Here is a 26,858-nt window from a genome sequence, read left to right as displayed (position 1 = left end):
CCCGAGGCTTCAGCGCATCGCGCGGTAGGCGGCGCGCACCTCGGGGGCGAGGTGCTCGGTCGCGTACGAGAGCATCGTGCGCGGCATCCGCGCGGCGTGCACGTCGAGGAAGCCGAGCAGCGCCTCCCGTGACACCCGTGCCCCGGCTTCGCGCAGCATCCAGCCGACGGCCTTGTGGATGAGGTCTTCCCGGTCGCCGAGCAGCCGTTCGGCCAGCGCGAGCGTCGTCGAGGCGTCGCCGCGCTTGAGGAACGCGTACGTCGCGATCACCGCCACCCGCCGCTCCCAGAGCACCGGGGATGCCGCGAGCTCGTCGAGCACCGAGCGGTCGCGGTCGTACAGCCAGTCGCCGAGGGCGTACGGGGCCGAGGCGTCGACGAGATCCCAGTTGTTGACCCGCCCGCGGCGCACCGCCGCGAGGTATCGTTCGGCCGTCGTCGCGGGGTCCCGTCGGGCGGCCTCGTTGAGCAGCAGCAGCCCGGCGAGCCGGTGCTCGTGCTCGGCGTCGTCGAGCAGCGCGTCGATCTCGTCGAACCCGAGCCCGCGGAAGCGTTTCACCACCGATCGGGGTCACCGGAACCCGCAGCCCGAGGAACACGTCGCCCGCGCCGTAGCCGCCCTCATACCCCTTGAAGTACGCCCGCTGTTTGAGGCCATCCGCGGGATTCGCGAACTCGGCGAGCGCCGAACGCACGTCGTCGGCCGTCGAAGTGGGATTCACGCAACGATCATGCGCAGATCACAACCCTTTCCGGAAGCGCTCTTCCTAGGCTCGATGCATGACGACGCTCTCTGTGCCCACGGTCGACGACGTCGTCGCGTCCCCGGCCTGGCTCGACCTCAAAGCCGCGGCCATCGCCCTGCGGCCGCTGCAGGTGCACGACGGCAGCATCCCGGATGCCGCGCACCACGCCGACGCCCGCTCCCACTGTGCGCGGATCAGGAAATCACTGGAAGACCTGACCCCCGTGTTCCCGCACGACGCTGATTACCTGAACGCGGCACGTGCCGACTTCGAGAAGTGGGAGGCCGGCGGGTTCGGAGTTCCCGACTTCTACGACTCCCTCGTCGCGTTCCACCCCGAAGCGTTCCGCGAGAACGGGCGGCGCCACCTCGTGGTGTTCCCGATGTACACCCAGAACGGCAGCACCGACCGGCTCGTCGAAGCGGTGCTCATCGAGGTCGTCTGGCCGGAGTTCATCGCCGCGCTCGAGCAGACCTACACGAACGCGCTGTTCGTGCCGATCCGATTCCTCGACTTCACCCCCGGCTACGACACCAACGCGGCGGTGCTCTTCCCCGAGACGGTGGCGATGCGCGAGATCCCGCCGTTCACCTGGGGGGCGATCTTCGCCGACCGGGAGGCGGCACGTTTCCGCTCGGTGACCCGCAAGGCCGCCGAGATCACGAAACTCGACCTGCCCGACGACGCGCGGCGGCTGCTCGACGACCAGCGGCTCGCCGAAGAGACCTTCGTGCTGTGGGACCTCATCCACGACCGCACCCACATGCGCGGCGACCTGCCGTTCGACCCGTTCATGATCAAGCAGCGGATGCCGTACTTCCTCTACTCGCTCGAGGAGCTGCGCTGCGACCTCACCGCGTTCCGCGAAGCGGTGAAGCTGGTGCGCGCCGAGGAGACCGACGACGTCACCCGCGAGCACGCGCAACTCGCGCAGTACGCGATCCTGTTCGACCGCATGTTCCGCTTCCCGCTCACCGGCGACCGGGTGCGCAACTACGACGGCCTCGGCGGGCAGTTGCTGTTCGCCTGGCTCCACCAGCGCGACGTGCTGCATTGGACCGACACCCAGCTCGCGATCGACTGGGCCGAGGTTCCGGATGTCGTGGTCGGGTTGTCGGACGCGATCGACGACCTGTACTGGCGCAGCATCGACCGCCCGAAGGCCGCCCACTGGCTCGCCGCCTACGAGCTGGTGCGCTCCGTGCTCGACCCGCACCCAGCATCCCGCTGGGCGCGCGGTCTGCCCGACGAGATCCTCGAGGGGCCCGCGAAGGGCATGACGGATGCGGTGCTCGACGACGAGTTCCCGCTGTCGATGTTCTACGAAGCGCTCAGCAAGAAGATGGGCGACGTCATCGAGTCGACGAAGGGCATCACCGGCGCGCTCTAGTCGGGCACGAAGCGGCCCCCTACCATGGGGGCGTGAACCCGGCGGGAGGCTTCTGGCCCGACGGGTCCTCTTCCCGCGGCGCCTGGGTGGCGTTCGCGCGGACTCTCGTCGGCCCCGCGCTCGCGTTTCAGTCGGCGGCTCGTTCCGAGATTCGGTTGCCGGGGCGCACGAGTTGGCACGGGGAACGCGCCGACGCGCTCGAGGCCTTCGCCCGCGTGTTTCTGCTCGAGGCCCTCGCGGGCTGCCAGGAGACGCGGGTCGCCCCGTCGACCCAGGCGTTGCTCGACGGCATCGTCGTCGGGGTGACCAGTGACGAGCACGGCTGGATTCGCGCGGCGGAGAACTCCCACGCGCTCGTCGAGGCGCCGTCAGTGTGTCTCGGGCTCTGGGCCGGCGATCACCGGCTGTGGAAGGCCCTCCCCGGGCACGCCCAGGATGCCCTCGCGGAGTGGCTCGCGGAGTGCGCGGATCTGGAGCGCCGGAGTAACAACTGGGTGCTGTTCCCGTTCGTGATCAGTCGATTCCTCGACAGCATCGGCCGGCCTCACCCAGGTCGCACCGCGATCGAGACTCACAGCCTCGGACGTCTCGACGACCTCTACCGCGGCGACGGGTGGTACTCCGACGGCGGCAGCTCCACCTTCGACTCCTACAACTCCTTCGCCTTTCACTTCTACCCGGGCGTCGTCGGCGTGCTGTCGTCTGACGACGAGCTTCGGGAGCGCAGCGCATCCCGGCTCGCGCTCTACCTTCCGCAGTTGCTCTCTCTCGTCGGGCCCGACGGCGCCCCGGTCTACTTCGGGCGCTCGATGACCTACCGGTTCGGGGTCGCCGCGCCGTTGAGCGTCGCCGCACTGCTCGGCGCCGACCTCACCGCGCCCGGCCGGCTCCGGGTGGTGACGCAGCGCATCGTCGACTCTTTCGTGCGCATCGGTGCCGTGACGCCGGGGCGCCCACTCTCCGTCGGCTGGGCACGCGACGACGCCGACCTCGTGCAGGACTACTCGGGACCCGGCGCCGGGTATTGGGCGGCCCACGTGTTCACCAACCTGCTGCTGGAGCCCGGCCACGCTTATTGGGGCCCCGCGGACGAGGAGCCCGTCACCGTGGCCGGTCCGACCCGCCTGGAGACGCCCAACTTCTTGCTCGCCCGCGACGCCGCGGCCTCCGTCGTCCGGCTGACCAACCACGGGTCGTACGACGTCAACGTCACCGACGTCAAGCACCGTGCCGACGACCCCTTCTACGGCCGACTCGGCTACTCGACCGCGACGCTGCCCTTGACCGACGACGCGGCCGACAGCACGTTCACGGTGCACTGCCGCGGACGCCGGTACCGTCGCGGGCGCATCGCGGCTCAGCCGGGCGGCCGGGACTGGGCGTCGTCGCTCGGCTGGCTTCGGGATGTCGTCAGCGCCGAGGATGCGCCCGCCCCCGCGATGCTGCTCTCGGTCTCGACCGCCGAGTGGGACATCCACGCGATCGCCCTTCCGCGGTGGGCCCGGTGGCGCCGAGCATCCGTCTCGTTCCGCGGCTGGTGCGTCGACGACCCCGACGCCGTCGGCACCGGAGTGACCGACGGCCCGACGGTCGCCATCACGACCCCCTTGCCGACCACCGTTCGCGGCCTGCTCGGGTTCTCCGACGCCGAGGTGGTCGACGGGGAGCGACCTCGCGGGCGCTACCGGCTCGGCGAAGTCCGCGGGCGCCACCGGGGCGGGCTGTATGTCGTCGCCACCTCGCTGGGCACCGCCGGGTCCCTCGACGCGGCCGTCCCGACCGTGTCCCGGGCAGGGTCGGGCCGCTGGCTGATCCGGATTCCCGGCCAAGCGGATCGCGTCCTGCGTCGGCGGCGCACCGGCCTCCTTCTGACGGCGGACGAGGATGCCTGAGCCCGGCGGACTGCGGGCGCTCATCGCGATCGCGACCTACCTTCGCCCCGAGTCGCTCCGCGACCTCCTCGCCTCCCTCGAGGCTCAGGTCGTCGAGCACTCGGCGCACGTCGTGGTCGTCGACAACGACGCCGACGGCACCGCCCGCGTCGTCGCCGCCGACTCGCCGATCGTGTCGACCTACATCGTCGAACCGGCGCCGGGAATCGCGGAGGCGCGCAACGCCGCCCTCGACATCTTCGACGAACGGTTCGACGTGATCCTCTTCGTCGACGACGACGAGACCGCCGACGCCCGGTGGCTGGGCACGATGCTGCAGTTCCTGCGAACCACCGACGCGGATGTCGCCCTCGGCGCCGTGCACACCGTGCTCGACGACACCACCCCGCCCTGGATCGTTCGCGGCGGGTTCCTGCAACGCGGCATCCCGGCCACCGGCACCGTGTGCCCGAGCGCGGCCACCAACAATGTCGCCCTCCGACGCACCCGCTGGCTCGACGCCGGATCGCCGCGATTCGATCCGGCGTTCTCGATGACCGGCGGCAGCGACACGGAGCTCTTCCTGCGCCTGACCGAGCGCGGACTCACGATCCTCTTCGTCGCCGAGGCAGTCATGTACGAGTGGCCGCCCACCCACCGGCTCACCGCGCGATGGATCGGCCGGCGGATGCTGCGCAACGGCATCGTCGCCGGCCGCCTGACCGCGGCACGCCGCGGGCGCAGGGCGGCGCTGACGCGCGGGCTCGTCGTCGTGGGAGCCGGAGTGCGGGCCGCGGCGCGCGAGTTGCGCACAACCCGCCACCTCGGCGCGACGCCGGTACGCATGATCCTGATGGGCATCGGCGAGTCCTGGTCGGCGCTCGGCGGACGCATCTACGAGTACCGGCGTCCGCGACGCCGCCCTGCCCCGAGTCTCAGCGTCCCGTGACCACCGAGGGATACCGTTGTCGGCATGACGAAGGACAGGTCGACACTCAAGGCGGTGCTCATCGGGCTCGGCGCGCTGCTCTACGGCGCCTCGCCGATCGACCTGATCCCCGAGATCCTCGCCGGACCGCTCGGGTTCGGTGACGACGCACTCGTGCTCATCGGGGCGGGAGTGGCGATCTATCGCATCCTCAAGGGGCGCGCAGCTCGGCAGTCGGCCGCCCGCAGTGCCACGATGAACGGGTGACCCACCTCCACGATCCCGCCTGGCGGGGCTTCGCCTCCGACAATTACGCCGGCGTCCACCCCGAAGTGCTCGCCGCCCTCGCCGAGACGAACCACGGCCACCAGGTCGCCTACGGCGAAGACGTCTACACCGCCCGGCTGGCCGAGGTGATGCGCGAGCAGTTCGGATCCGACGCCGAGGTGTTCCCGGTGTTCAACGGCACGGGCGCGAATGTCGTCGCGCTCACCAGCCTGCTGCCCCGGTGGGGCGCCGTCATCGCGAGCAGCACCTCGCACATCCACTCCGACGAGGGCGGCGCACCCGAGAAGGTCACCGGCCTGAAGCTGTTCGTCGTGCCGACGCCCGACGGCAAGCTCACCCCCGAGCTGATCGCCACGGAGGCGTGGGGCTGGGGTGACGAGCACCGCGCCCAGCCGCTCGCCGTCAGCATCGCCCAGACGACCGAACTCGGCACCGTCTACACGCCCGAGGAGGTGCGGGCGATCGCCGACTTCGCGCACGAACACGGCATGGCGCTGCACATGGACGGCGCGCGCATCTGGAACGCCGCGGCGGCCCTCGCCGTTCCGTTCCGCGAGTTCACGATCGACGCGGGCGTCGACATCCTGAGCTTCGGCGGCACCAAGATCGGGCTGCTCGGCGCGGAGGCCGTCGTCGTGCTCGACCAGTCACGTGTCGACGGGCTGGTGTTCCTGCGCAAGTCGACGATGCAGCTCTCCAGCAAGATGCGGTTCCTCTCGGCGCAGGTGCTGGCCCTCTTCGACGGCGGGCTCGGGCTCGCCGCGGCCTCCCACGCCAACGCGATGGCGGCGCGGCTCCGCGGCGCCCTCGAAGAACTCGCCCTTCCCGGCCTCGGCTTCAGCCAGAAGACGCAGGCCAATGCGGTCTTCGCGGTGCTCGACAACGCCGTCGCCGACCGCATCCGCGCGAAGGTGCGCTTCTACGACTGGAACCGCGCCGCCGGCGAGGTGCGCTGGATGACGGCGTTCGACACGACCGAAGCGGATGTCGACGCCTTCGTCGAGATCATCCGCGAAGAGCTCACCTAGCCGTGCACGAGTACGTGCCGACGAGCGTCGCCCAACACGGGTCGGCACTCGCTCGCACGACTCCCGAGATCGAGCAGGTGCGCGACGGGGTGTGGGCGATCCCCCTGCCGCTGCCGCACGCCGGGGTCGTCGAGAGCACGCTCTGCTATACCGTCGCCGACACCGAAGGCGGCGTGCACCTCGTGGATCCCGGGTGGGGCACCGACGACAACCTCGCCCGGCTCGAGGCGGGTCTGGGTCTCGCCGGCTTCGACCTCGCCGACGTGCGGTCGATCACCGCGACGCATCTGCACCCCGACCACCTCGGCCTCGGAACGCGTCTGCGCACCGAGCTCGGCATCCCGGTGGGCCTGCATCGCGCCGAACATGCCGCGCTGAGCCGGCCGATGTATCCCGACCCCGCCGCGACGATCGCCGCCTGGGGCGTGCCGTCGGAGCAGGTCGCAGATCTCGCGGCGGTCGTCACCCCGCGCTCGGAGCCGTCGGGCATCACCGCCGACATCGTGCTCGAGGATGGCGACCGGCTCGACATCCCGGGGCGCGACGTGCGCGTCGTGCACACCCCCGGTCACACCGCCGGGTCGCTCTGCCTGTACGACGCCGACGACGGGCTCTTCTTCAGCGGCGACCACGTGCTGCCGATCATCAACCCCGGGCTCGGGCTCGGCGGGTTCACGACCGACGACGACCCGATCGGCGCGGCTCTCGAGTCGTACGCAAGGGTCGAAGCCTTCGACGACGCCGAGGTGTGTCCCGGTCACGGGTACCGGTTCCGGGGCCTCGCCGTGCGCGCCCGCCAGATCGCCGACCGGCACCGCCGGCGCAGCGCCGAGATCGCCGGGATCGCCGCCGCCGACCCCGACGCCACCGTGTGGACGATCGCCTCGCGCGTCGAGTGGACCGACGGCTGGCAGAACCTCGCCGGCTTCCTGCGGCTCTCCGCGCTCGCCCAGACCGAGATGCACCTGCGCCACCTCGCGCGGGCTACGGGCGCAACAGCACCTTGATCGCGCGACGCTCGTCCATCGCGGCGTAGGCGTCGGCGACCTGGGCGAGCGGAAGCTCGAGGTCGAACACCGCCCCCGGCCGCAGCCGCCCGTCGAGCACCTCGGGCAGCAGTTCGGCGATGTAGTTGCGCACCGGCGCGACGCCGCCGCGCACCCCGACGTTGGAGCCGAACAGCTTCCTCATGGGAAGTTCGGGCCCGCCGTTGGGCACCCCGACGAAACCGACCTGACCGCCCGGGCGAGCGGAACCCAGCGCCTGGCGCATCGACTCCTCGGTGCCGACGCACTCCAGCACGCGGTCGGCCCCGACGCCGTCGAACAACTGCTGGATCACGCGGATGCCGTCGTCGCCGCGCTCTTCGACGATGTCGGTCGCCCCGAACTCCCGGGCGAGCGCCTGCCGGGACGGGTTGCGCGACATCGCCACGATCCGGCCCGCACCGAGACGCGAGGCCGCGAGCACGCCACACAGGCCGACCGCGCCGTCGCCGACGACGACGACGGTGTCGCCCTGCCGCACCCCCGCCGAGACGGCGGCGTGATGACCGGTGCCCATGACGTCGGAGAGGGTCAGCAGGTGCGGGATGAGCGCGTCATCCACCGGGCCGGGCACGACCGCGAGGGTGCCGTCGGCGAGCGGCACGCGGATGAACTCGCCCTGCCCGCCATCGGCCGGATGCCCGGTGCGGTCGTCGCCGCCCCACCAGCTGCCCTGCAGACACGAGGTCGAGAAGCCGTTGCGGCAGTTGATGCAGGTGAAGTCGCACACGTAGAACGGCGCGATCACGAAGTCGCCGACCTTCACCTGCGCGACCGCGGCGCCGACCTGCTCGACGATGCCGACGAACTCGTGGCCGATGCGCCCGCGCGCCTTGGTCACCCCGCGATACGGCCAGAGGTCCGACCCGCAGACGCACGCGGCGACGACCCGCACGATCGCGTCGTCGCCGGTCACCAGAACCGGGTCGGGAACCTCCTCGAACCGGATGTCGTGGTCACCGTGGATGAGGGTCGCGTGCACTCCTCAAAACTACCCGTCGCCCCACCCGACCACTCCGGGCACGAGCCGTGACGTCGGCCCTACCCAGTATGCAAGTAGCTTCGAAGAATGAGATTCGGCATCTTCATTCCGCAGGGCTGGCGCTTCGACCTGGTGGGGATCCCGCCGGAGCAGCACTGGGCGACGATGAAGGGGCTCGCCCTCGCCGCCGACGCGGGGCCGTGGGAGTCGCTCTGGGTCTACGACCACTTCCACACGACGCCCGTGCCGAGCGAGGAGGCGACCCACGAGGCGTGGACGCTCATGGCAGCGTTCGCGGCGGTGACCGACCGCATCCGCCTCGGGCAGATGTGCACCTGCATGGCCTACCGCAACCCCGCCTACCTCGCGAAGGTCGCCGCGACCGTCGACCACGTGTCGGGCGGGCGCCTCGAGATGGGCATCGGCGCCGGCTGGTACGAGCACGAGTGGCGGGCCTACGGGTACGGGTTCCCCGAGGCGCCGGAGCGGCTGCGGATGCTCGACCAGGGCGTGCAGATCATGCGGCAGGCGTGGGAGACCGGCTCGGCGACGCTGCAGGGCGAGCACTACCAGGTGTCGGGAGCGATCGTGCGGCCGCTGCCGGTGCAGGCGGGCGGCATCCCGCTGTGGGTCGCCGGCGGCGGTGAGAAGGTGACGCTGCGGATCGCCGCTCAGCACGCTCGGTACACCAACTTCAACGGCGGCGCGGAGGAGTTCGCCCGCAAGAGCGAGCTCCTGCGGGGGCACTGCACCAAGCACGGCACCGACTTCGACGCCATCACCCGGTCGAGCAACTTCAACACGATCGTCGGGGCGAGCGAGGCCGAGGTGAGCGACCGCATCGACGCCGTCGAGGCTCGCCTGGTGCCGCACCTCGGCGCCCGGCGTGCCGCCGACGTCGCCGCGCAGTACCGCGAGCCGAGCCCCGCGCAGGCCGTCGCGGGGACTCCCGAGCAGGTCGTCGACGTGCTGCGGGAACGCCGCGATCTCGGTCTCGGCTACTCGATCCACTACTTCCCGGAGTCGGCCTACGACCGCTCAGGCGTCGAGCTGTTCGAGCGCGAGGTCATCCCGGCCCTCGCCTGAGCGCGCCCCCGCGAGGAGCAGGCAGCCGATGCCGACGAGCACGCCGTGGGCGACCCTCACGGCGGGTGGCCCGGCGAACTGCGGACCGAACAGCACGAACCCCGCCGCGAAGGCCACGCCGAGCCACCACGGGTGGGACTTGGCGAGACCGGCGGCGGTGAGCACGGCGCCCGCCGCGACCAGGAGCAGACCCGCCAGGAACGAGAGGCCCTGCACCGGCCCGAAACGGATCGAGTCGGACACCGCGATGAGGTCGGTGCCACCGAGAGTGGCGACGGCATTGAGCGCGAACGCCTCCGCGCCGTAGTACGGCAGAACGAGCCCGACGCCGAGCCAGAGCACGATCGCGGCAGACACGAGGGTGCGTCGGCCACGCTTCTCGTGCCAGGCGAAGACGATCGGCACCGCGGGAAGCAGGATGAAGCCCAGCATCGCGAGTGAGTGCGACGCCACCCACAACGGCGACCCCATCGCCGCAGCCGCCCCGTCGGCCAGCGTCTCGTCCTGCCAGGGGCGGAGGGCGGGGTAGAGCACGAAGAGCGCACCGACGGTGACGAGCAGAGCGCGCCGCATCAGAGCTTGTCCCAGTCCCGCAGCGATCGCTTGAGCGCATCCACGAGTTTGTGGAAGCTGCGGTCGACGTTCTGAGGAAGCCCGAAGCCGCCGGCGGCCTCGAGTGCGACGAACCCGTGCAGCGCGGCCCGGAAGGCACGGGTGGCGTCGATCGCGGCTTCGCCGGTCAGTCCGTACCCGGCGAGGGCGTCGAAGACGACCTGCACCGCACGGGCGCTGGCCACCTGCGCCGGTTCATCGTCGGGGTCGGGCGCCTTGAGGGTGGCGCTGTAGCGCCCGGGATGCCGGCGCGCCCAGTCGCGGTAGGCGTCGGCCAGCGCGTCGACCGCGTCGTCGCCCGCAACGCCCACCGCTGCGCGGCCCAACGCATCCGCGAGGTCGGCCTTCGCCCGGGCCTCCACGAGCGCGTGCAGCGCGTCGAGCCCGGCGACGTGCTTGTAGAGGCTCGGCACCTTCACGTCGAGACGTCCGGCGATCTGCGCGAGGGTGACGTCGGCGAGGCCGACCTCGTCGGCGAGGAGCTCGGCCTCTTCGACGACCCGGGCGGTCGTGACTCCTGCCCTAGGCACGCCTGGTGACCTTCTGCAGGAAGGCCGTGACGGCCGGCACGACGAGATCGGGTCGCTGGGAGTGCGGGTAGTGGCCGGCATCCGGCACCATCAGCACCTCGGCACCGAGCTGCTCGGCGATCCACGCGGCCTCGCCGGCGGGTGACGGGAAGTCGGGGTCGAGCTCACCCATCACGACGAGCGTGTCGGCCGTGACCCGCGGAAGCGCCGCCTCGGCCACGTCGTGGCTCGTGCGCATCGTCGCGGAGATCGCCTTCTCGTGACCCTTCATGCCGGTGGCGACTGCGGCGAGGTAGTCCGGCAGGTCCGTCGGCGGGGTGCCCCGGTAGAGAGAGGGCAGATAGCTCTTCCACGTGACGCCGACCAGAGGGGCGGAGGTCGCGACGCGCATCACCGCCCTGAGCAGGGCGTTCGCTTTGCCGTTCCGAACGAACGGCCCCACGAGCACCAGTCCGGCGACGAGGTCGGGGCGTTCCGCCGCGACGAGGGTGCCGACGGCCGCACCCATCGAGTTGCCGATGATCACGGCCGGGCCCCCGAGGTGGTCGATGAGCGCTGCCACGTCTTCCGCGTTGCCGGGGTTGTCGTAGCGGTCGAAGTCCGTCGCGCTGTCGCCGTGGCCGCGGAGGTCGATGATCGCGACCCGGTAGCCCGCCTCGATGAGCGCGGGTGCGGTGAATCGGAAGGTGGATCGCAGGTCGGCCATTCCGGGAACGCAGACGACGAGGGGTCCGTCGCCGGCGACCTCATAGGAGACACGAGGATCGAGGGGAGCGTGCATAGCTTTCAGGCTAATGGCCTTAGCCCGAGTCGTCAAGGCGCGTGACGCGCTAGACCTCCGCGATCTCCATCCGAGAGACGGTGAGGTCGTCGCCCGCGAGGTCGACGCGCACCGTGTCGCCGTCGTGGACGTCCCCCGCCAGCAGGGCACGCGCGAGCCGATCGTCGATCTCGTGCTGCATGAGCCGGCGCAACGGCCGGGCCCCGTACACCGGGTCGAAGCCGCGCTCCGCGAGCCACGACCGCGCCTCGGGCGTGACCGCGAGCTGCAGCCGCCGCTCGCCGAGGCGCCGCTCGAGGCGGTCGATGTACAGCGACACGATCTGACCGAGATCCTCGGTCGACAGCGGCGAGAACACCACGATGTCATCGAGCCGGTTGACGAACTCGGGCTTGAACGCCTGTCGCACGAGGTCGTTCACGGCGGCCTTCTTCTGCTCCCAGGGCAGGTTGGGGTCGACGAGGATCTGCGAGCCGAGGTTCGAGGTCAGCACCAGGATCGTGTTGCGAAAGTCGACGGTGCGGCCCTGGCCGTCGGTGAGCCGGCCGTCGTCGAGCACCTGAAGCAGCACGTCGAATACCTCGGGGTGCGCCTTCTCGACCTCGTCGAGCAGGATCACCGAGTAGGGGCGACGGCGCACGGCTTCGGTGAGCTGCCCGCCCTGCTCGTACCCGACATACCCGGGAGGGGCACCGACGAGACGCGAGACCGAGAACTTCTCGCCGTACTCCGACATGTCGATGCGCACGAGCGCCTTCTCGTCGTCGAACAGGTACTCGGCGAGCGCCTTCGCGAGTTCCGTCTTTCCGACGCCGGTCGGGCCGAGGAACATGAACGATCCGGTGGGGCGGTCGGGGTCGGAGATGCCGGCCCGCGTGCGCCGCACCGCCTCGGAGACCGCACGAACGGCATCCTTCTGCCCGATGAGCCGCTTCCCCAGCTCGCCCTCGAGGTTCAGCAGCTTCTCGGTCTCGCCCTGCTTGAGCTTGTCGACGGGGATGCCGGTCCAGGCCGCGACGACCGACGCGATGTCCTCGTCGGTCACCTGGTCGTTGACCATGCGCGGCCCGGTCTGCTCCGCCTCCTCGGCCTGCTGCAGCCGGGTCTCGATGCCGGGGATCGTCTCGTAGTTGAGCTTCGACGCCTTCTGGTAGTCACCCTCGCGCATCGCGCGGTCGAGTTCGATGCGCGCGTCGTTGAGCTGGGTCTTCAGGTCGCCGACGGAGTGCAGCGACGCCTTCTCGGCGAGCCACCGTGTCTGCAGGTGCCCGAGTTGCGACTCCTTCTCGGCCATGTCGGCACGCAACTTCTCGAGCCGCGCCTTCGAGGCGGCATCCTTCTCCTTCTTGAGGGCGAGCTCTTCGATCTTGAGCCGGTCGACGGCGCGCTTGAGTTCGTCGATCTCGACCGGGTTCGAGTCGATCTCCATCTTCAGGCGGCTCGCCGCCTCGTCGATGAGGTCGATCGCCTTGTCGGGCAGCTGGCGGCTGGTGATGTACCGGTTGGAGAGGGATGCCGCCGCCACCAGGGCGCTGTCGGCGATCGTGACCTTGTGGTGGGCCTCGTAGCGCTCCTTGAGCCCGCGCAGGATCGCGACGGTGTCTTCCACACTCGGCTCGCCGACGTACACCTGCTGGAAGCGGCGTTCGAGCGCAGCGTCCTTCTCGATGTATTCGCGGTACTCGTTGAGCGTCGTGGCGCCGATCATGCGCAGCTCGCCGCGCGCCAGCATCGGCTTGAGCATGTTCGCGGCCGCCACCGAGCCCTCGCCGCCGCCCGCACCCATGAGGGTGTGCAGCTCGTCGATGAAGGTGATGATCTGGCCCTCGGAGTCGTTGATCTCCTTGAGCACGGCCTTGAGGCGCTCCTCGAATTCGCCGCGGTACTTCGCGCCGGCGACGAGAGCCGCCAGGTCGAGCGAGACCAGCTGCTTGTCCTTGAGCGAGTCGGCGACGTCGCCCGCCACGATGCGCTGGGCGAGGCCCTCGACGACGGCGGTCTTGCCGACGCCGGGCTCGCCGATGAGTACCGGGTTGTTCTTGGTGCGCCGGGTCAGCACCTGGCTGATCCGGCGGATCTCGGCATCCCGCCCGATCACCGGGTCGAGCTTGCCGCTCTTGGCGATCTCGGTGAGGTTGATGCCGTACTGCTGGAGGGCGGTCTTCTGCTCCTCCTGCTGCCCCGAGGTCGGGGCGCCCTGCATGTTGGCCATGACCTTCTTCTACTCCGTTCGATACCGGCTGGTTCGGGTCTTCAGTCCCGTGGCCCGAACGGTCGCCAGACGACGACCGACGTCGACTTCTTGGTGCGCGTGCCCGCCCGCAGCGGGATCACGTCGCCTTCCGAACCCGCCGCGAAGACGCGGCGGCCCGGGCGGTTCAGCAACTCGTCGGCGAGCGCGCGCTCGAGTTCGCGCACGCGCCCCGTGAGTGCCGACACCTGGTTCTCCAGTTCGAGGATGCGGCGGATGCCCTCGAGGTTGAGGCCCTCCGCGCTCAGGCGGGCGATCTCGCGGAGCTGCACGACATCCCGCATCGAGTAGCGCCGCGACTGCCCGGCGGTGCGTCGCGGGCTGACCAGCCCGAGCTTGTCGTACTGGCGCAGCGTCTGCGGGTGCATCGCGCTGAGCTCGGCGGCGACCGCGATCGCGAACAACGGGCTGTTCTCGTCGAGTTCGCTCACCGCCGTCACCTCCCCGCGCGGGCTCGGGCGAGCAGCTCGTCCCGCGGATTCTCGGGTGTGGCCTTCGCGAACTCCGCGAGCGCGGCGGTCGCCGCGGGCGACAGGTTGCTGGGCACCGCGACGACCACTTCGGCGAGCAGATCGCCCGTGCCCTTCGGGGTGGTGACCCCGCGGCCCTTCACCCGAAGCACCCGACCCGAGGGGGTGCCGGCCGCGACCTTGAGCCGCACCGCGTCGCCCTCGAGCGTCGGCACCTCGATCGTGGCGCCGAGTGCGGCCTCGGCGAACGTGACCGGCACATCGACGCGCAGGTTGAGCCCGTCGCGCTCGAACACCGGATGCGGGCGCACCGACACCGTGATGACGAGGTCACCCGCCTCGCCGCCGTCGATGCTCTGCTGGCCTTTGCCCTTGAGCCGGATCTTCTGCCCGTCGGCGACGCCTGCGGGGATCTTCACCTTCACCTCACGACCGTCCTGCATCTTCAGGCCGACGGTGTCGCCGCGGATCGCCGTGAGGAAGTCGAGGGTCGTGTTGGCGGTGATGTCGCCGCCCTTGGTGGGGCCGCCGAACCCGCCGAACCCGCCCGACGGTTGCCCGAATCGGCCGGTGCTGCCGCCGAAGAGCCCGCCGAGGATGTCGTCGAAGTCGCTCTGGTTGCGCTGCGCTCCCCGGCCGAAGCCGCGGAAGATGTCGTCGAAGCCCTGAGCGCCCGCTCCGCTCGCGGTGAACCGCGCGCCCGACCCCATCGCCCGCAGCTGGTCGTACTCGGCACGCAAGCCGGCATCCGACAGCACCGAGTACGCCTCGCTGATCTCCTTGAACCGCGCCTCGGCCTTGGCATCCCCCGCGTTGGAGTCGGGGTGATGCTGCCGCGCGAGCTTGCGGTAGGTCTTCTTGAGGTCGGCGTCGGAGACGTCCTTGCTCACGCCGAGAACGGCGTAGAAGTCCTTGTCGAACCAGTCCTGACTGGCCATGCGCGCCCTCCCGGCCTGCTCGTACTGATTACTCGGGCGAGGAGACGGCGACCTTGGCGGCGCGGATGAGGCGCTCACCGATCAGGTAGCCGGGCTCGATGACATCCGCGACCGTGTCGAACTCGACATCCGCACTCGGGAGGCGCACGAGCGCTTCATGCAGCTTCGGGTCGAACCGCTCGCCCTTCTCGCCCACCTTCACGAGCCCGTACTTGTCGAAGCCGGCGCGGATCTTCTGCGCGACGATCGCGAGCGGACTGCCCTCGACGAGATCGCCGTGCGCGTCGGCCCGGTCGAGATCGTCGATCGCGGGCAGCAGCGAACGGATGACTTCGGCGATCACGACTTCACGGTTCGCCTGACGGTCGCGTTCCACGCGGGTGCGGAAGTTCTTCAACTCCGCCTCCGCGCGGGCGGCCCGATCGCGGTACTCCGCGACCAGGTCGCGCTCCGCCTCGGCGAGCAGCTCGAGGTCTTCGTCGGTGAACTCGACGTCGGCGCCTTCGGCGGCGATCAACGGGATGTCGTCGGCCTCCGGCGCTTCGTCGACCGCAGGTTCGTCAGAGTCGACCGTGGAGTCCTCGACAGGCTCATCGGTCGGCTTCTTGCGGAAGCCGTCGGCGACGGGTTCGGTCACGCGCGCCTCCCCGGTGTCGGGGTCGATCTTGCGCTTGTCGTGGATCTTCGGCGCGTCGTCGTCGCCCTTGGGCGTCTTGTCTTTCGCGTCGTCGGTCATTCCTACTTCTTCGGCTCCTCGGCCGGCGCTTCGTCGGTCTTCGGCTCTTCGTCGTCGACGATCTCGGCGTCGACGATGTCTTCGTCGCCCGCTCCCGCAGTCGGCTCCTCGGCCGCGGCATCCGGTTCCGGAGTCGCCGCGCTGTAGATCGCTTCGCCCAGCTTGGTCTGGCTGAGAACCAGCTTGTCGAACGCCGACTTCACGGCGTCGTCATCCTCACCCTGCAGTGCGGTCTTCAGCGCGTCAAGGTCGCCCTGCACCTCGGTCTTGACGTCGTCGGGAAGCTTGTCTTCGTTCTCCTTGATCAGCTTCTCGATCGAGTAGGCGAGCTGCTCGGCGCTGTTGCGGGTCTCGGCCGACTCGCGGCGGGCCTTGTCTTCGGCGGCGTGCTCCTCGGCTTCGCGCACCATGCGCTCGATGTCTTCCTTGGGCAGCGACGAGCCGCCGGTGATCGTCATCGACTGCTCCTTGCCGGTGCCCTTGTCCTTCGCGGACACGTGCACGATGCCGTTGGCGTCGATGTCGAAGGTGACCTCGATCTGCGGAACACCCCGCGGCGCCGGCGCGATGCCGGTGAGCTCGAAGGTGCCCAGCGGCTTGTTGTCGCGGGTGAACTCGCGCTCACCCTGGAACACCTGGATGGCGACCGACGGCTGGTTGTCGTCGGCGGTCGTGAAGGTCTCGCTGCGCTTGGTCGGGATGGCGGTGTTGCGCTCGATGAGCTTCGTCATGATGCCGCCCTTGGTCTCGATGCCGAGGCTCAGGGGGGTGACGTCGATGAGCAGAACGTCCTTGCGCTCACCCTTCAGCACGCCGGCCTGGAGGGCGGCGCCGACGGCGACCACCTCATCCGGGTTGACGGTCTTGTTGGGCTCCTTGCCGCCGGTGAGCTTCTTCACCAGGTCGGTGACGGCGGGCATGCGGGTCGAACCGCCGACGAGCACGACGTGGTCGATGTCGGCGACCTTGATGCCGGCCTCCTTGATGACGTCCTGGAACGGCTTCTTGGTGCGGTCGAGCAGGTCGGAGGTCATCTGCTCGAACTGCGCGCGGGTGATCGACTCGTCGAGGTTGGCCGGGCCGTTCTCGGTGAGCGACAGGTAGGGAAGCTGGATGCTCGCGCTGGTCGAGCTCGACAGTTCCTTCTTCGCCTGCTCGGCGGCCTCCTTGAGGCGCTGGAGGGCGATCTTGTCCTTGCTCACGTCGACACCGGTGGTGTCCTTGAACTTCTTGATGAGGTGCTCGACGATGCGCTGATCCCAGTCGTCACCGCCGAGGCGGTTGTCACCGGCGGTCGCCCGCACCTGGATGGTCGAGAAGTCGTCGTCCTTGCCCACCTCGAGCAGGGAGACGTCGAAGGTTCCGCCACCGAGGTCGAAGACCAGGATGAGTTCGTCTTCCTTGCCCTTGTCGAGGCCGTAGGCGAGGGCCGCGGCGGTCGGCTCGTTGATGATGCGCAGCACGTTGAGGCCCGCGATCTCACCGGCCTCCTTGGTGGCCTGACGCTCGGCGTCGTTGAAGTACGCCGGAACGGTGATGACGGCATCCGTCACGTCTTCGCCCAGGTACTGCTCGGCGTCACGCTTGAGCTTGCCCAGGATGCGCGCCGACACCTCCTGCGGGGTGTACTTCTTGGCGTCGATGTCGTGCTTCCAGTCAGTACCCATGTGGCGCTTGACGGATGCGATGGTGCGGTCGACGTTGGTGACGGCCTGGCGCTTGGCGGTCTCGCCGACCAGCACCTCCGAGTCTTTGGTGAAGGCGACGACCGACGGGGTCGTGCGGAAACCTTCGGCGTTCGCGATGACGGTGGGCTCGCCACCTTCGAGCACGGCGACCACCGAGTTGGTGGTTCCGAGGTCGATTCCGACTGCGCGGGCCATGTGCGTATGTACTCCTTGTTCGATGGATGCGACCCGGTTGCTGAGTAGCCGGCGCAGCCGGCGTGTCGAAGCATGAGTCGCGCTGACTCAAGTTTGCGACCTGTGGATAACTTTGTCAACTCGACTTGAGTCCCCGTGACTCAACCCTTGCGTCTTCCCCGCTGTCGGCCACCGACGTGCGTTTTCCGGGCGACTACGGCGGACACGGGCGACCGCGGCGGTCCGGATGGACCGCTTTCGCCCGCATTGACGCGCGAAATGCTCCTCGGAGAGTAGGTTGCACGTGACCCGGATCAGTGCGGATACCGGGCGTTCACCTCACGGAAGTAGCGTGCCGCCATGACCGACCCTCGCCCCGACGTCATCCCGACCACCGCGAACACGGGCGCCATCGGCGTCATGGGACTCGACCTCCAGGAGGGGAAGGTCGTCCCGAAGAAACAGGTGTGGTCGTGGGCCCTCTGGGACTGGGCGACGCAGCCGTTCAACACCGTCATTCTGACGTTCGTCTTCTCCGTCTATCTCACGAGCGAACTCTTCCTTCCGGCCGGCACCGAGCCCGACGCGAGCGGTGAGAACGCCGTCCTGACCTCGGGCCTGGGCCTGGCGATCGGCGTGGCCGGCGTCCTCATCGCGCTGCTCGCTCCCGTTCTCGGCCAGCGCGCGGATGCCAGCGGCCGCCGCAAGCTCACCCTGGGGATCGCGACCGGTCTTCTGGTGGTCACGACGGCGCTGTTGTTCTTCGTCGAGGCCGACTACTCGTTCTTCTGGCTCGGGGCGGGCCTCATCGCCGTCGGGTCGGTGTTCAGCGAGATCGCCGGCGTCAACTACAACGCGATGCTCGTGCAGGTGTCGACGCCGAAGACGGTGGGACGCATCAGCGGACTCGGCTGGGGCTTCGGCTACCTCGGCGGCATCGTCGCGCTCGTCATCGTCGTCGTCATGCAGCAGAGTGCGTGGTTCGGCATCCCGACCGAGGATGGGCTCAACATCCGGATCGTCGCCGTCGGGTGTGCGGTGTGGACGGTGCTGTTCTGCATCCCGATCTTCCTCAACGTGCCCGAGGCCCCTCCCGCCGCCGGCCGCGAGAAGGTCGGCTTCTTCCGCAGCTACGTCGTGCTCGTAAAGGACATCATCCGCATCTTCCGCGAGACCCGTCCGACCTTCTGGTTCCTGCTGGCGAGCGCGGTGTTCCGCGACGGCCTCGCCGGAGTCTTCACCTTCGGCGCCATCATCGCCGCCACCGTCTTCGGCTTCAGCCAGATCGAGGTCATCCTCTTCGGGGTCGCGGCGAACATCATCGCGGGAATCAGCACCATCATCGCCGGACGCTTCGACGACCGCTTCGGGGCGCGCGCCGTCATCCTCACCGCGCTCACCGGACTCGTCGTGGCGGGGCTCGTCGTCTTCTTCGCCCGCGACCTCGGCACGACGGTGTTCTGGATCTTCGGGCTGCTGCTGACGGTGTTCGTCGGGCCGGCCCAGGCCGCGAGCCGGTCGTTCCTCGCCCGCCTCACCCCGGCTGGGCGCGAGGGCGAGATCTTCGGGCTCTACGCGACCACCGGCCGGGCGGCGAGCTTCCTGTCTCCGCTCGCATGGGCGGGCGCGATCGCGATCTTCGGCTCGACGGCGTGGGGAGTGCTCGGGATCGTGCTCATCCTCTTGGTCGGCCTCGTGCTGATGCTGTTCGTCCGCCCCCCGCGTCGAAACAGCGCCGCGTCAGCTGGATAGCGCGGAGGCGATCAGCAGCATCGTGACGCCGAAACCGGTCGCGAAGTTGAGCCAGAGGAACCGCCGCCATCCGCGATTCGCGGTGGGTGCCGTCTCGTCGGTCACCCGCCACCAGGGCAGGGCGTTGACGACGTAGGGCAGCACGAAGACCGCGGCGATCGGGCCCGGCCAGTCCGTGGCGAGCAGCAGGATGCCGGCGAGCAGATACAGCACCACCGAGAGCCGCACCGTGCGACGCGCGCCGATGACGGTCGCGATCGAACCGATGCCGCCTTCCCGGTCGGCCACGACATCCTGCACCGCACCGAAGGCGTGAGACGCCGCACCCCACACGAAGAACGCGACGAGCAGTGCGAACAGTGCGGGGGTGAAGGTCGCGCCGGCGAGCAGCAGGCCGTACACCGCGGGCGAGACGAAGTGGGTGCTCGAAGTGAGCGAGTCGAGCACCGGGCGCTCCTTGAAGCGGAGGCCGGCGGCCGAGTAGGCGACCACGGCGAACAGGCTCACGGCGAGCGCGACCCAGCTCGCCGGGTTGCCGACGAGTACCAGGTACACCACGAACGGCAACGCCAGGATGCCCGAGAGCCACAGCACCAGCCGGTGCCAGCGGGGGTCGAGCAGGGCTCCCTCGACGCCGCCCTTGCGCGGGTTGCGCAGGTCGGAGGCGTAGTCGAACACGTCGTTGATGCCGTACATCGCGAAGTTGTAGGGCACCAGGAAGAACAGCGTTCCGACGATCAGCGTCACGTCGACCTCACGGGTCGTCATGAAGTACGCGGCCGCGAACGGGAACGCCGTGTTCACCCACGACAGCGGCCGACTCGTCAGCACCAGCGCGCGAATCACTCGTCCACCCCCGCCGCCTCGGTGGTCGAGTAGCCGCCGGAGGCGGCGTGTCGAGACCTCCCCCCGAGCAACGCCCACAACGACGGCAGCAACACCAACGCCGCAATCGCGTATGCGAAGTCTTCGAGCGGAGCGACCCCGATCTTCGCTCCCGAGATGAGCGCAGGGTCGTAACCGACGATGCCGGTGCCGACGAGGATGTTGTCGAAGATTGCGGTGAGGATCACCAGCGGGATGGCGGCGAGGCCGACGGCGCGCCACCTCGGGGAACGGCGGGCGATCATGGACGCGATGGCGACCACGGCGACCACACTGAGGAATACCAGGTTGAGCATCCAGTAGCTCACCTGTCGGCGCTCCCGGTCTCGACACGCGCCCTTCGGGCGCTACTCGACCACCGAGAGGCGGTGGCGTAGAGGTTCATCGTCGTGTAGCAGAGCAGCACGAGGAAGAACAGTTCCTCGAGGGGCAGTTCGGGTGCCAGCAGCACCCCGGTGAGGAGGTCGGGGTTGCCCCGGAAGAAGATGCCGAGGGTGATGCCGGCGACATCCCAGGCGAGGAAGAACGCGACCCCGACGACGAGCACGATCGCGGCGCGCCACGGCGAGGCGGCGAAGAACAGCTTGAACCGCACGTCGAGCACGATCATCCCGGCGATCGAGACGAGCAACGCCGCGAGGTAGAGGAGGTTCACCCGAGCGCTCGCCCGGCGAGAGTCGTCGTGACCGCGGTGAGCGGCTCCGGCAGCGGGCCGGCGGTGGTGTCCCCGCGCAGCCGCTTGACGAGCACCTCGGCCGAGATGAGGCACATCGGCAGCCCGATGCCGGGGATCGTCGACGAGCCGACGTAGTAGAGACCCGCGACCTTCTTCGACGCGTTGCCCGGGCGGAAGAAGGCGCTCTGCTTCAGCACGTGCGCCGGTCCGAGCGCCGAGCCCATCCAGGCGTTGAGGTCGTCGGCGAAGTCCGCGGGTCCGACGGTGCGGCGCAGCACGATGCGGGTCGCGAGATCCGGGATGCCGGCCCACTCCGTCATCCGCTCGATGACCTGATCGGCGAGCGCTTCCAACCGCTCATCGCCGGCGCTGTCGAGGCCGCCGTGACCGAGGGCGGGGTCGGCGGGGATCGGCACGAGCACGAAGACGTTCTCGGCCCCGTCGGGGGCGACCGACGGGTCGACGCCGCTCGGCTTGCAGACATAGAACGATGGCGTCTCAGGAACCCGGGGCTCGTCACCGAAGATCGCCTCGAAGTTCTCGGCCCACGCCCGGGCGAAGAACAGCGTGTGGTGTTCGAGCTGCGGCAGTTCCCCCTCGACACCGAGATAGACGAGCAGGGCGCTCGGCCCGGCGACGGCCTTCTGCCAGTACTCCTCGGGGTAGCTGCGCGTCTCGGGATCGGTGAGCAGCACGGTTTCGGTGTGGTGCAGGTCGGCGGCCGACACCACGATGTCGGCCTCGAGCACCTCGCCGTCCGCGAGCTCCACTCCGGTCGCCGCCCCATCGGTGACGACGATGCGGCGCACCGTGACCCCGGCGCGCAGGTCGGCGCCGGCGGAGCGGGCGAGGCGCTCGATACTGCCGATCACTTCGACGAACCCGCCGACCGGGTAGTACACGCCGTCGACGAGGTCGAGGTGGCTCATCAGCGAGTACATGCTGGGAGCGAGCGCGGGCGCCGAGCCGAGGAACACGGCCGGGTAGCCGAGCACCTGACGCAGACGGATGTCGCGCACCGTGCGGTTCACCAGTCGATCGAGCGGCTCCAGCAGCAACCGCGCGAGCCGAGGGCCGTTCGCGAGCACCTCCCCACGGAACACGGGCGCGAGTTTCACGAACGTCGAGTAGAGGAACCGCTGCTTGGCGAGGTCGTAGATCTCCTTCGCGCGGTCGAGGTACTTAGCGACGCGCAGCGCCGAGCCGCGCTCGAGCCGCTCGAAGGTGGCGAGGGTCTCGTGCACGTCGGCCGAGACATCCAACGGCTCGTCCTCGCCCTCGGCGTAGACCCGATAGCCGGGGTCGAGTTGCACGAGCTCGAGCTCGGCGTCGGCACTCGTGCCGAGCAGTCGGAAGAAGTGGTCGAAGACCTCGGGCATGAGATACCACGACGGTCCGGTGTCGAATCGGAACCCGTCCTTCTCCCACGACCCGGCCCGGCCGCCGAACGCCTCATGCTGCTCCAGCAGCACGACGTCGTACCCCTCGCGGCCCAGCAGCGCCGCCGCCGCGAGTCCCCCGATGCCTCCGCCGATGATCACGATGCGACTCACGAGCGGCCTCCGCCCTGCCGGCTACCGAGGGTTGCTGCGCCGAGCGCGATGCGCAGCTTCACCGGATCGGGCACGCGCACCCGGGTGCGGATGAGCACCTCGGCCGGCGTGCGGCGCAGGCGGCCGGAGAGTTCGGCGAACAGCTGCTGCGCGAGCACGACCGCTCGGCGGGAGCTGCTTGGCAGCAGCGGAAGCGTCGCCGCAGCGCGGGCGAGGTCGGCGTCGATGTCGTCGAGCAAGGTGTTCTTCTCGTCTTCGGTCAGCCGGGTCACATCGACGCCGGGAAAGTAGCTGCGACCCAGTCTGTCGTGATCCGCTGCGAGGTCACGCAGGAAGTTGACCTTCTGGAATGCGGCGCCGAGGGCACGCGCCCCCGACTCGAGGGTGGCGAGCTCGTCGGCCGTGTAGGGGCGCGGCGCATCCTTCACGAACACTCGCAGGCACATGAGCCCCACCACCTCGGCCGAGCCGTAGACGTAGGCGGCGAAACTCTCGGCGTCGTGTTCGGTTCGGCTGAGGTCGGCGCGCATCGAGGCGAAGAACGGTCGCGTCAGCTCAGGGCCGAAGCCGGTCTCACGGGCCGTGCGGGCGAAGGCGTGCACGACGAGGTCGGCGCTGTAGCCCTCGGCGATGGCCCGCTCGGTCTCGGCTTCGTAGGCGTCGAGCATCCGCCCGGCTTGCGCGCGGTCGAGCCCCGCCTCTTCGGCGCCGCCGTCGACGATCTCGTCGGCGACCCGCACGAGTGCGTAGATGTTCTCCACCGACTGACGGATCCCGGCCCCGAGCAGTCTCGACGCCATGCCGAACGACGTGGAATAGCGGCGGATGACGAGGCTCGCGGTCTGGTCGGCGACCTCGTCGTAAAGGTGCGGGCGGGTCACTTCACGCGACCGAGTACGGCGTCGGCGACGGGATGCAGTTCCGCCCGCAGGGCCGCCGGGATGTGCGGCTCGACCAGCCGGGCGAGTGCGCGGTTGACGTAGTACCGCGCGAGGCCCTCGGCGAACCCGCGCGCACCCGAGTCGACGAGATGCCCGCGCAGGGTCGCCGCGCCCTCGTCCGTGAGGGCCGGATCGCCGAACAGCGCGGAGTAGCCCTCCCAGTCGGGGGCACTCGCGGCGTAGGCGATGAGCACGGTGCGCTTGCCCTCGCGCAGGTCGCCGACCGTCGTCTTACCCGTCTGCTCCTCGGTGCCGAACACCCCGAGCACGTCGTCGATGAGCTGGTAGGCGATGCCGATCTCGCGCCCGAACTCGCCGAGCGTCGCCACCGTCTCGTCGGGGGCGCCGGCGAGAATCGCGCCCGCCTGCAGCGGACCCTCGAACGAGTAGACCGCGGTCTTGAGCCGCTCCATGCTGAGGATGTCGTCGACGTGCGGCACGGCGGGACGCAGGGTGAAGTCGATGTCGATCAGCTCGCCCGCGGCGCTCGCGAAGAGCGCCTCATCCATCACCTCGAGCAGCCGGGCACGCATCTCGCCCGCGGCCCCGCTGCGGTCGATCAGCCGGTACGCGTTGAACAGGGCGAGGTCACCCGCGATGACGGCGGCGCTCACCCCGTGGTGCTCGGCGGTCGCCGGCTCGGCGCCCGCCGCGAGGGCGCGATCCCGGAACGCCCCGGCGACGTTCGGTGCGCCGCGGCGGGTGAAGTCGCGGTCGATGACGTCGTCGTGCAGGCACAGCGACGTGTGCAGCAACTCGAAGGCCGCGCCGACATAGGCCGCCGCGTCGAAGTCGTCGCCGCCGAGCGCCGAGTAGGCCGCGAACACCATCCGGGGGCGGAACCGCTTGCCCCCGGTCGTCGAGGCTTCGATGCGGTCCCAGAGTTCGACGTAGGCCGCACCCAGGGGCTCCGCGCGCTTGCGGGCTAGGCTGAACAGACGCGCCAGAACGGCGTCGACCTGCGACTGCCGCGCCGTCGCGGTCGCCAGCTCCGCATCCATTCACGCAGAATACCCCGCCCCATGTCACAGCCCCCAGGACCTTCGACCACTGAGCAGGTCGTGCTGCTCTCGGAGTCGGGCGAACCGATCGGCGTCGCCGACAAGGAGTCGGTGCACGGCGACGACACTCCGCTGCACCTGGCGTTCTCGTGCCACGTCTTCGACGCCCGCGGCCGGGTGCTCGTCACCCGCCGCGCGGTCACCAAGCTCACCTTCCCCGGGGTGTGGACCAACGCCTTCTGCGGACATCCCGGTCCGGGCGAAGACATCGAGGATGCCGTGCGCCGCCGGGGACTGCGGGAGCTGTCACTGCCGATCGGCGAACTCGACCTGGTGCTTCCCGACTTCCGCTATCGCGCCGTCGACGCCGGCGGCGTCGTCGAGAACGAGATCTGCCCGGTCTACCGCACCGTCGCCCGCGACGACCCGATGCCCAAGCCCGACGAGGTCGACGACTGGGCCTGGGTCGTGCCCGCCGACCTCGTGAAGGCGGTGACGGCGGCCCCGTTCGCCTTCAGCCCCTGGCTCGTGTTGCAGCTCCAGCAGTGGGACCCCACCGCGCGCTGAAGCCCCTCTAGCCTCCGGTCGCCCCCGCGTCGGTGGTGGTGACGTCGGTGCGGTGGAAGTTCTGGAACGACCGGGATGCCGTCGGCCCGCGCTGCCCCTGATACCGGTTGCCGTACGGCCCGGACCCGTAGGGGTTCTCGACCGGCGACGAGGTGCGGATGAAGCAGAGCTGCCCGATCTTCATCCCGGGCCAGAGCTTGATCGGCAGGGTCGCGACGTTGCTCAGCTCGAGCGTCACGTGACCCGAGAATCCGGGGTCGACGAAGCCGGCCGTCGAGTGGGTGAGCAGCCCGAGGCGTCCCAGCGAGCTCTTGCCCTCGAGTCGCGCCGCGACGTCGTCGGGCAGCGTGACCAGTTCGAACGTCGAGCCGAGCACGAACTCACCCGGGTGCAGGATGAACGGCTCGTCGGGTTTCGTCTCGATCAGCCGGGTCAGCTCGGGCTGATCTTCGGCCGGGTCGATGAACGGGTACTTGTGGTTGTCGAACAGCCGAAAGAAGCGGTCGAGTCGCACATCGATGCTCGACGGCTGGATCATCTCGCGGTCGAGCGGCTCCAGCGCGATGCGTCCCGCGTCGAGCTCTAGGCGGATGTCGCGGTCACTCAGCAGCATGGGTCGAGGCTACCGGCTCGGTTACACTGTCGAAGTCGCCCGCAAGGGCAGCGCGCGGATGTAGTTCAATGGCAGAACTTCAGCTTCCCAAGCTGATAGCGCGGGTTCGATTCCCGTCATCCGCTCCCAGTGGGCTGGCTAGGATCACAGTGTCTGCGTAGGAATTCCTAGCGAGGATCCAGAACATGTCGAACGTCGCCGAGTCGCTGAAACAGCTTCTCGAACTCTCCGGGGCACGATCCGCGGCGCTCGTCGACAGCAGCTCCGGGATGGTCCTGAGCCATGCCGGATCGGACGCGCACCTCGAGATCACGGCGGCCGCCAACACCGAGGTGGTTCGCGCCCAGCTGAAGTCGCTCGGAACCCTGGGGTCCGACGACGCGATCGACGACATCCTCATCACGTTGAGCAACCAGTACGACATCGTTCGACCGCTCGCCGCCAACCCCTCGATCTTCCTCTACCTCGCCGTCGACAAGAACAAGTCGAATCTGGCCATGGCGCGCTACAAGGTCGCCGAGTGCGAAAGGCAGCTCGAGCTCTAGCTCGAACGCCTGCTGCCCACAAGTGGGGGTTTCTGTCGCGCCCGTCGCTCGAAACCATAGAGTCCTCGACCGCGATAGAAGAGGATGCCGTGCGATGAGCCTTGAATCCCGACTGGTATCGGGTCTCCGTCGCTCCAAAAAGGAGAAGGAACCGGACCGCCCGGATTACTCCGAGCCGGACTTCTCGGGGTGGGCCCAGAAGCTCGACAACTTCATTCCCGCGTCGAAGGCCGCCGCCGCGAACGCTGCGGAGGAGACGGCGGACGCGGCACCGGCGGTTGCGGTTGCCGAGGTGGTGGAGGCGGCACCCGTCGCCAAGCCGGCCGACGACCGCCCGAGCCTGGATGCCGTTCTCGCGAAGCTGCTGAGTTTCGACGGCGCGATGTGCGTCGCGGTCGTCGACAGCGAGACCGGGATGATTCTCGGCAACGCCGGTTCCGGTGTCGACATCGACCTGGCGGCCGCGGGAGCATCGGTGATCCTGCGCGCGCGACTTGCGAGCGCCAAGGCTTTGGGTGGCGAAGAACACATCGAGGACGTCCTCATCTCGCTGACGAGCCAGGTTCAGATCATTCACCCACTGCCCAAGAATCCTTCGATCTTCACGTATCTCATCGGGGACAAGGCAAAGTCGAGCCTCGCCATGGCGAGGTTCAAGGCCGCCGAAGCGGATCTTCTGATTCAGCTGTAGGGCCCGCAGCACCCGCGAGGGTGAGGAAGCAGTATGACAATGGATGTCCAACGCGTTACCGCGGAACCGCCACCGCCGACGGTTGATTTT

At 69.4% G+C, this 26,858-nt stretch carries 28 protein-coding genes and 1 tRNA gene; 12 read left to right on the top strand and 17 right to left on the bottom strand.

Translation table 11 applies throughout. The features are described from left to right. Positions 1-9 precede the first annotated feature (9 nt). Positions 10-558 (bottom strand): DNA alkylation repair protein, encoded by a 549-nt coding sequence (locus IE173_RS11945; RefSeq protein WP_229842072.1) that lies wholly within the window; start codon positions 556-558, stop codon positions 10-12. A gap of 221 nt (positions 559-779) precedes the next feature. On the opposite strand from IE173_RS11945, the gene IE173_RS11940 reads away from it, so the two are divergent. From IE173_RS11940 to IE173_RS11915, 6 genes are read left to right on the top strand one after another with little or no spacing between them, the layout of a single operon-like run. Next, a complete protein-coding gene (locus tag IE173_RS11940; protein ID WP_191283724.1) occupies positions 780-2,135 on the top strand; it encodes a DUF6421 family protein in 1,356 nt (451 codons plus the stop codon). A gap of 32 nt (positions 2,136-2,167) precedes the next feature. After that, a complete protein-coding gene (locus IE173_RS11935; protein ID WP_191283723.1) occupies positions 2,168-4,027 on the top strand; it encodes a DUF2264 domain-containing protein in 1,860 nt (619 codons plus the stop codon). Further along, complete coding sequence (locus tag IE173_RS11930) at positions 4,020-4,955, top strand: glycosyltransferase family 2 protein (RefSeq protein WP_191283722.1); 936 nt, start codon at positions 4,020-4,022, stop codon at positions 4,953-4,955. The genes IE173_RS11935 and IE173_RS11930 overlap by 8 nt, the downstream gene beginning before the upstream one ends. A gap of 24 nt (positions 4,956-4,979) precedes the next feature. Beyond that, entirely contained in the window at positions 4,980-5,201 is a 222-nt protein-coding gene (locus IE173_RS11925) for a DUF1232 domain-containing protein (protein WP_191283721.1), read from the top strand. Then, a complete protein-coding gene (locus IE173_RS11920; RefSeq protein ID WP_191283720.1) occupies positions 5,198-6,250 on the top strand; it encodes a threonine aldolase family protein in 1,053 nt (350 codons plus the stop codon). Before IE173_RS11925 ends, IE173_RS11920 begins: the two co-directional genes overlap by 4 nt. A gap of 2 nt (positions 6,251-6,252) precedes the next feature. Next, positions 6,253-7,257: an MBL fold metallo-hydrolase gene (locus IE173_RS11915; protein WP_191283719.1), complete on the top strand. Its 1,005-nt coding sequence runs from the start codon at positions 6,253-6,255 to the stop codon at positions 7,255-7,257. Here the strand turns inward: IE173_RS11915 and IE173_RS11910 are convergent. Continuing rightward, complete coding sequence (locus IE173_RS11910; protein ID WP_191283718.1) at positions 7,235-8,278, bottom strand: zinc-dependent alcohol dehydrogenase family protein; 1,044 nt, start codon at positions 8,276-8,278, stop codon at positions 7,235-7,237. The two genes, IE173_RS11915 and IE173_RS11910, sit on opposite strands and share 23 nt — an antisense overlap. A gap of 87 nt (positions 8,279-8,365) precedes the next feature. On the opposite strand from IE173_RS11910, the gene IE173_RS11905 reads away from it, so the two are divergent. Beyond that, complete coding sequence (locus IE173_RS11905) at positions 8,366-9,364, top strand: LLM class F420-dependent oxidoreductase (protein WP_191283717.1); 999 nt, start codon at positions 8,366-8,368, stop codon at positions 9,362-9,364. Here the strand turns inward: IE173_RS11905 and IE173_RS11900 are convergent. Genes IE173_RS11900 through dnaK form a run of 8 tightly spaced genes read right to left on the bottom strand, consistent with a single transcriptional unit; the run spans position 9,317 to position 17,565 of the window. After that, on the bottom strand, positions 9,317-9,937 hold the full coding sequence (locus tag IE173_RS11900) for a hypothetical protein (RefSeq protein ID WP_191283716.1): 621 nt from the start codon (positions 9,935-9,937) through the stop codon (positions 9,317-9,319). The genes IE173_RS11905 and IE173_RS11900 overlap by 48 nt on opposite strands. Further along, on the bottom strand, positions 9,937-10,506 hold the full coding sequence (locus tag IE173_RS11895) for a TetR/AcrR family transcriptional regulator (RefSeq protein WP_191283715.1): 570 nt from the start codon (positions 10,504-10,506) through the stop codon (positions 9,937-9,939). The genes IE173_RS11900 and IE173_RS11895 overlap by 1 nt, the downstream gene beginning before the upstream one ends. Next, the gene (locus tag IE173_RS11890; RefSeq protein ID WP_191283714.1) at positions 10,499-11,287 is read right to left on the bottom strand and encodes an alpha/beta fold hydrolase; all 789 of its coding nucleotides are present in this window, start codon (positions 11,285-11,287) and stop codon (positions 10,499-10,501) included. Before IE173_RS11890 ends, IE173_RS11895 begins: the two co-directional genes overlap by 8 nt. Positions 11,288-11,336: 49 nt before the next feature. After that, positions 11,337-13,499: an ATP-dependent Clp protease ATP-binding subunit gene (locus tag IE173_RS11885; protein WP_191283713.1), complete on the bottom strand. Its 2,163-nt coding sequence runs from the start codon at positions 13,497-13,499 to the stop codon at positions 11,337-11,339. A gap of 41 nt (positions 13,500-13,540) precedes the next feature. After that, complete coding sequence (locus tag IE173_RS11880; protein WP_191283712.1) at positions 13,541-13,969, bottom strand: heat shock protein transcriptional repressor HspR; 429 nt, start codon at positions 13,967-13,969, stop codon at positions 13,541-13,543. A 5-nt stretch (positions 13,970-13,974) separates the two neighbouring features. Next, positions 13,975-14,946 (bottom strand): DnaJ C-terminal domain-containing protein, encoded by a 972-nt coding sequence (locus IE173_RS11875; protein WP_191283711.1) that lies wholly within the window; start codon positions 14,944-14,946, stop codon positions 13,975-13,977. Positions 14,947-14,974: 28 nt separating this feature from the next. After that, positions 14,975-15,682 carry a nucleotide exchange factor GrpE gene (locus IE173_RS11870; RefSeq protein WP_191283710.1) on the bottom strand — a complete coding sequence of 236 codons (708 nt, stop codon included), beginning with the start codon at positions 15,680-15,682 and terminating at the stop codon, positions 14,975-14,977. A 2-nt stretch (positions 15,683-15,684) separates the two neighbouring features. After that, positions 15,685-17,565, bottom strand: a complete 1,881-nt coding sequence (gene dnaK, locus IE173_RS11865; protein ID WP_191283709.1) for a molecular chaperone DnaK — start codon at positions 17,563-17,565, stop codon at positions 15,685-15,687. Positions 17,566-17,904: 339 nt separating this feature from the next. Here dnaK and IE173_RS11860 point away from each other — a divergent pair, with 339 nt between their 5' ends. Beyond that, a complete protein-coding gene (locus IE173_RS11860) occupies positions 17,905-19,296 on the top strand; it encodes an MFS transporter (RefSeq protein WP_191283708.1) in 1,392 nt (463 codons plus the stop codon). On the opposite strand, the gene IE173_RS11855 is transcribed toward IE173_RS11860, so the two are convergent. The 6 genes from IE173_RS11855 to IE173_RS11830 are packed head-to-tail and all read right to left on the bottom strand — an operon-like array spanning position 19,285 to position 24,352. Beyond that, a complete protein-coding gene (locus tag IE173_RS11855) occupies positions 19,285-20,142 on the bottom strand; it encodes a prenyltransferase (protein ID WP_191283707.1) in 858 nt (285 codons plus the stop codon). The genes IE173_RS11860 and IE173_RS11855 overlap by 12 nt on opposite strands. Then, the gene (locus IE173_RS11850; protein WP_191283706.1) at positions 20,139-20,489 is read right to left on the bottom strand and encodes a lycopene cyclase domain-containing protein; all 351 of its coding nucleotides are present in this window, start codon (positions 20,487-20,489) and stop codon (positions 20,139-20,141) included. Before IE173_RS11850 ends, IE173_RS11855 begins: the two co-directional genes overlap by 4 nt. Beyond that, a complete protein-coding gene (locus IE173_RS11845) occupies positions 20,486-20,836 on the bottom strand; it encodes a lycopene cyclase domain-containing protein (RefSeq protein ID WP_191283705.1) in 351 nt (116 codons plus the stop codon). Before IE173_RS11845 ends, IE173_RS11850 begins: the two co-directional genes overlap by 4 nt. Continuing rightward, a complete protein-coding gene (crtI, locus tag IE173_RS11840) occupies positions 20,833-22,410 on the bottom strand; it encodes a phytoene desaturase family protein (protein WP_191283704.1) in 1,578 nt (525 codons plus the stop codon). The genes IE173_RS11845 and crtI overlap by 4 nt, the downstream gene beginning before the upstream one ends. Then, entirely contained in the window at positions 22,407-23,291 is an 885-nt protein-coding gene (locus IE173_RS11835; RefSeq protein ID WP_229842071.1) for a phytoene/squalene synthase family protein, read from the bottom strand. Before IE173_RS11835 ends, crtI begins: the two co-directional genes overlap by 4 nt. Next, positions 23,288-24,352, bottom strand: coding sequence for a polyprenyl synthetase family protein (locus tag IE173_RS11830; RefSeq protein ID WP_191283703.1), 1,065 nt, complete (start codon positions 24,350-24,352; stop codon positions 23,288-23,290). Before IE173_RS11830 ends, IE173_RS11835 begins: the two co-directional genes overlap by 4 nt. Before the next feature lie 21 nt (positions 24,353-24,373). Here IE173_RS11830 and idi point away from each other — a divergent pair, with 21 nt between their 5' ends. Beyond that, positions 24,374-24,919, top strand: coding sequence for an isopentenyl-diphosphate Delta-isomerase (gene idi / locus IE173_RS11825; protein ID WP_191283702.1), 546 nt, complete (start codon positions 24,374-24,376; stop codon positions 24,917-24,919). 7 nt (positions 24,920-24,926) lie between these two features. Here idi and dcd read toward each other — a convergent pair whose 3' ends face one another. Continuing rightward, positions 24,927-25,532: a dCTP deaminase gene (dcd, locus tag IE173_RS11820; protein ID WP_191283701.1), complete on the bottom strand. Its 606-nt coding sequence runs from the start codon at positions 25,530-25,532 to the stop codon at positions 24,927-24,929. A 54-nt stretch (positions 25,533-25,586) separates the two neighbouring features. Between dcd and IE173_RS11815 the strand changes: the two genes are divergently transcribed. The 3 genes from IE173_RS11815 (at position 25,587) to IE173_RS15525 (ending at position 26,768) form a co-directional block, all read left to right on the top strand. Then, a tRNA-Gly gene (locus tag IE173_RS11815) sits at positions 25,587-25,657 on the top strand. Positions 25,658-25,717: 60 nt separating this feature from the next. Continuing rightward, entirely contained in the window at positions 25,718-26,077 is a 360-nt protein-coding gene (locus tag IE173_RS11810) for a hypothetical protein (protein ID WP_191283700.1), read from the top strand. A gap of 94 nt (positions 26,078-26,171) precedes the next feature. Beyond that, complete coding sequence (locus IE173_RS15525; protein ID WP_229842070.1) at positions 26,172-26,768, top strand: hypothetical protein; 597 nt, start codon at positions 26,172-26,174, stop codon at positions 26,766-26,768. Positions 26,769-26,858: the final 90 nt, after the last annotated feature.

It is taken from the genome of Pseudolysinimonas yzui (genome assembly GCF_014653215.1).
GTDB classification, from domain to species: Bacteria; Actinomycetota; Actinomycetes; order Actinomycetales; family Microbacteriaceae; genus Pseudolysinimonas_A; species Pseudolysinimonas_A yzui.
The sequence above is the reverse complement of the archived record's forward strand: the minus strand, read 5'-3'. Positions and strand labels throughout refer to the sequence as shown.

Excerpts from the sequence above, each read along its gene's own strand:
- dcd (WP_191283701.1), bottom strand. The coding sequence starts at position 25,532 with ATGCTGCTGAGTGACCGCGACATCCGCCTAGAGCTCGACGCGGGACGC.
- IE173_RS11890 (WP_191283714.1), bottom strand. The coding sequence starts at position 11,287 with ATGCACGCTCCCCTCGATCCTCGTGTCTCCTATGAGGTCGCCGGCGAC.
- IE173_RS11810 (WP_191283700.1), top strand. The coding sequence starts at position 25,718 with ATGTCGAACGTCGCCGAGTCGCTGAAACAGCTTCTCGAACTCTCCGGG.
- IE173_RS11925 (WP_191283721.1), top strand. The coding sequence starts at position 4,980 with ATGACGAAGGACAGGTCGACACTCAAGGCGGTGCTCATCGGGCTCGGC.
- IE173_RS11860 (WP_191283708.1), top strand. The coding sequence starts at position 17,905 with ATGACCGACCCTCGCCCCGACGTCATCCCGACCACCGCGAACACGGGC.
- IE173_RS11940 (WP_191283724.1), top strand. The coding sequence starts at position 780 with ATGACGACGCTCTCTGTGCCCACGGTCGACGACGTCGTCGCGTCCCCG.
- IE173_RS11885 (WP_191283713.1), bottom strand. The coding sequence starts at position 13,499 with ATGGCCAACATGCAGGGCGCCCCGACCTCGGGGCAGCAGGAGGAGCAG.
- IE173_RS11875 (WP_191283711.1), bottom strand. The coding sequence starts at position 14,946 with ATGGCCAGTCAGGACTGGTTCGACAAGGACTTCTACGCCGTTCTCGGC.
- IE173_RS11900 (WP_191283716.1), bottom strand. The coding sequence starts at position 9,937 with ATGCGGCGCGCTCTGCTCGTCACCGTCGGTGCGCTCTTCGTGCTCTAC.
- IE173_RS11905 (WP_191283717.1), top strand. The coding sequence starts at position 8,366 with ATGAGATTCGGCATCTTCATTCCGCAGGGCTGGCGCTTCGACCTGGTG.
- idi (WP_191283702.1), top strand. The coding sequence starts at position 24,374 with ATGTCACAGCCCCCAGGACCTTCGACCACTGAGCAGGTCGTGCTGCTC.
- IE173_RS11830 (WP_191283703.1), bottom strand. The coding sequence starts at position 24,352 with ATGGATGCGGAGCTGGCGACCGCGACGGCGCGGCAGTCGCAGGTCGAC.
- IE173_RS15525 (WP_229842070.1), top strand. The coding sequence starts at position 26,172 with ATGAGCCTTGAATCCCGACTGGTATCGGGTCTCCGTCGCTCCAAAAAG.
- dnaK (WP_191283709.1), bottom strand. The coding sequence starts at position 17,565 with ATGGCCCGCGCAGTCGGAATCGACCTCGGAACCACCAACTCGGTGGTC.
- IE173_RS11870 (WP_191283710.1), bottom strand. The coding sequence starts at position 15,682 with ATGACCGACGACGCGAAAGACAAGACGCCCAAGGGCGACGACGACGCG.
- IE173_RS11930 (WP_191283722.1), top strand. The coding sequence starts at position 4,020 with ATGCCTGAGCCCGGCGGACTGCGGGCGCTCATCGCGATCGCGACCTAC.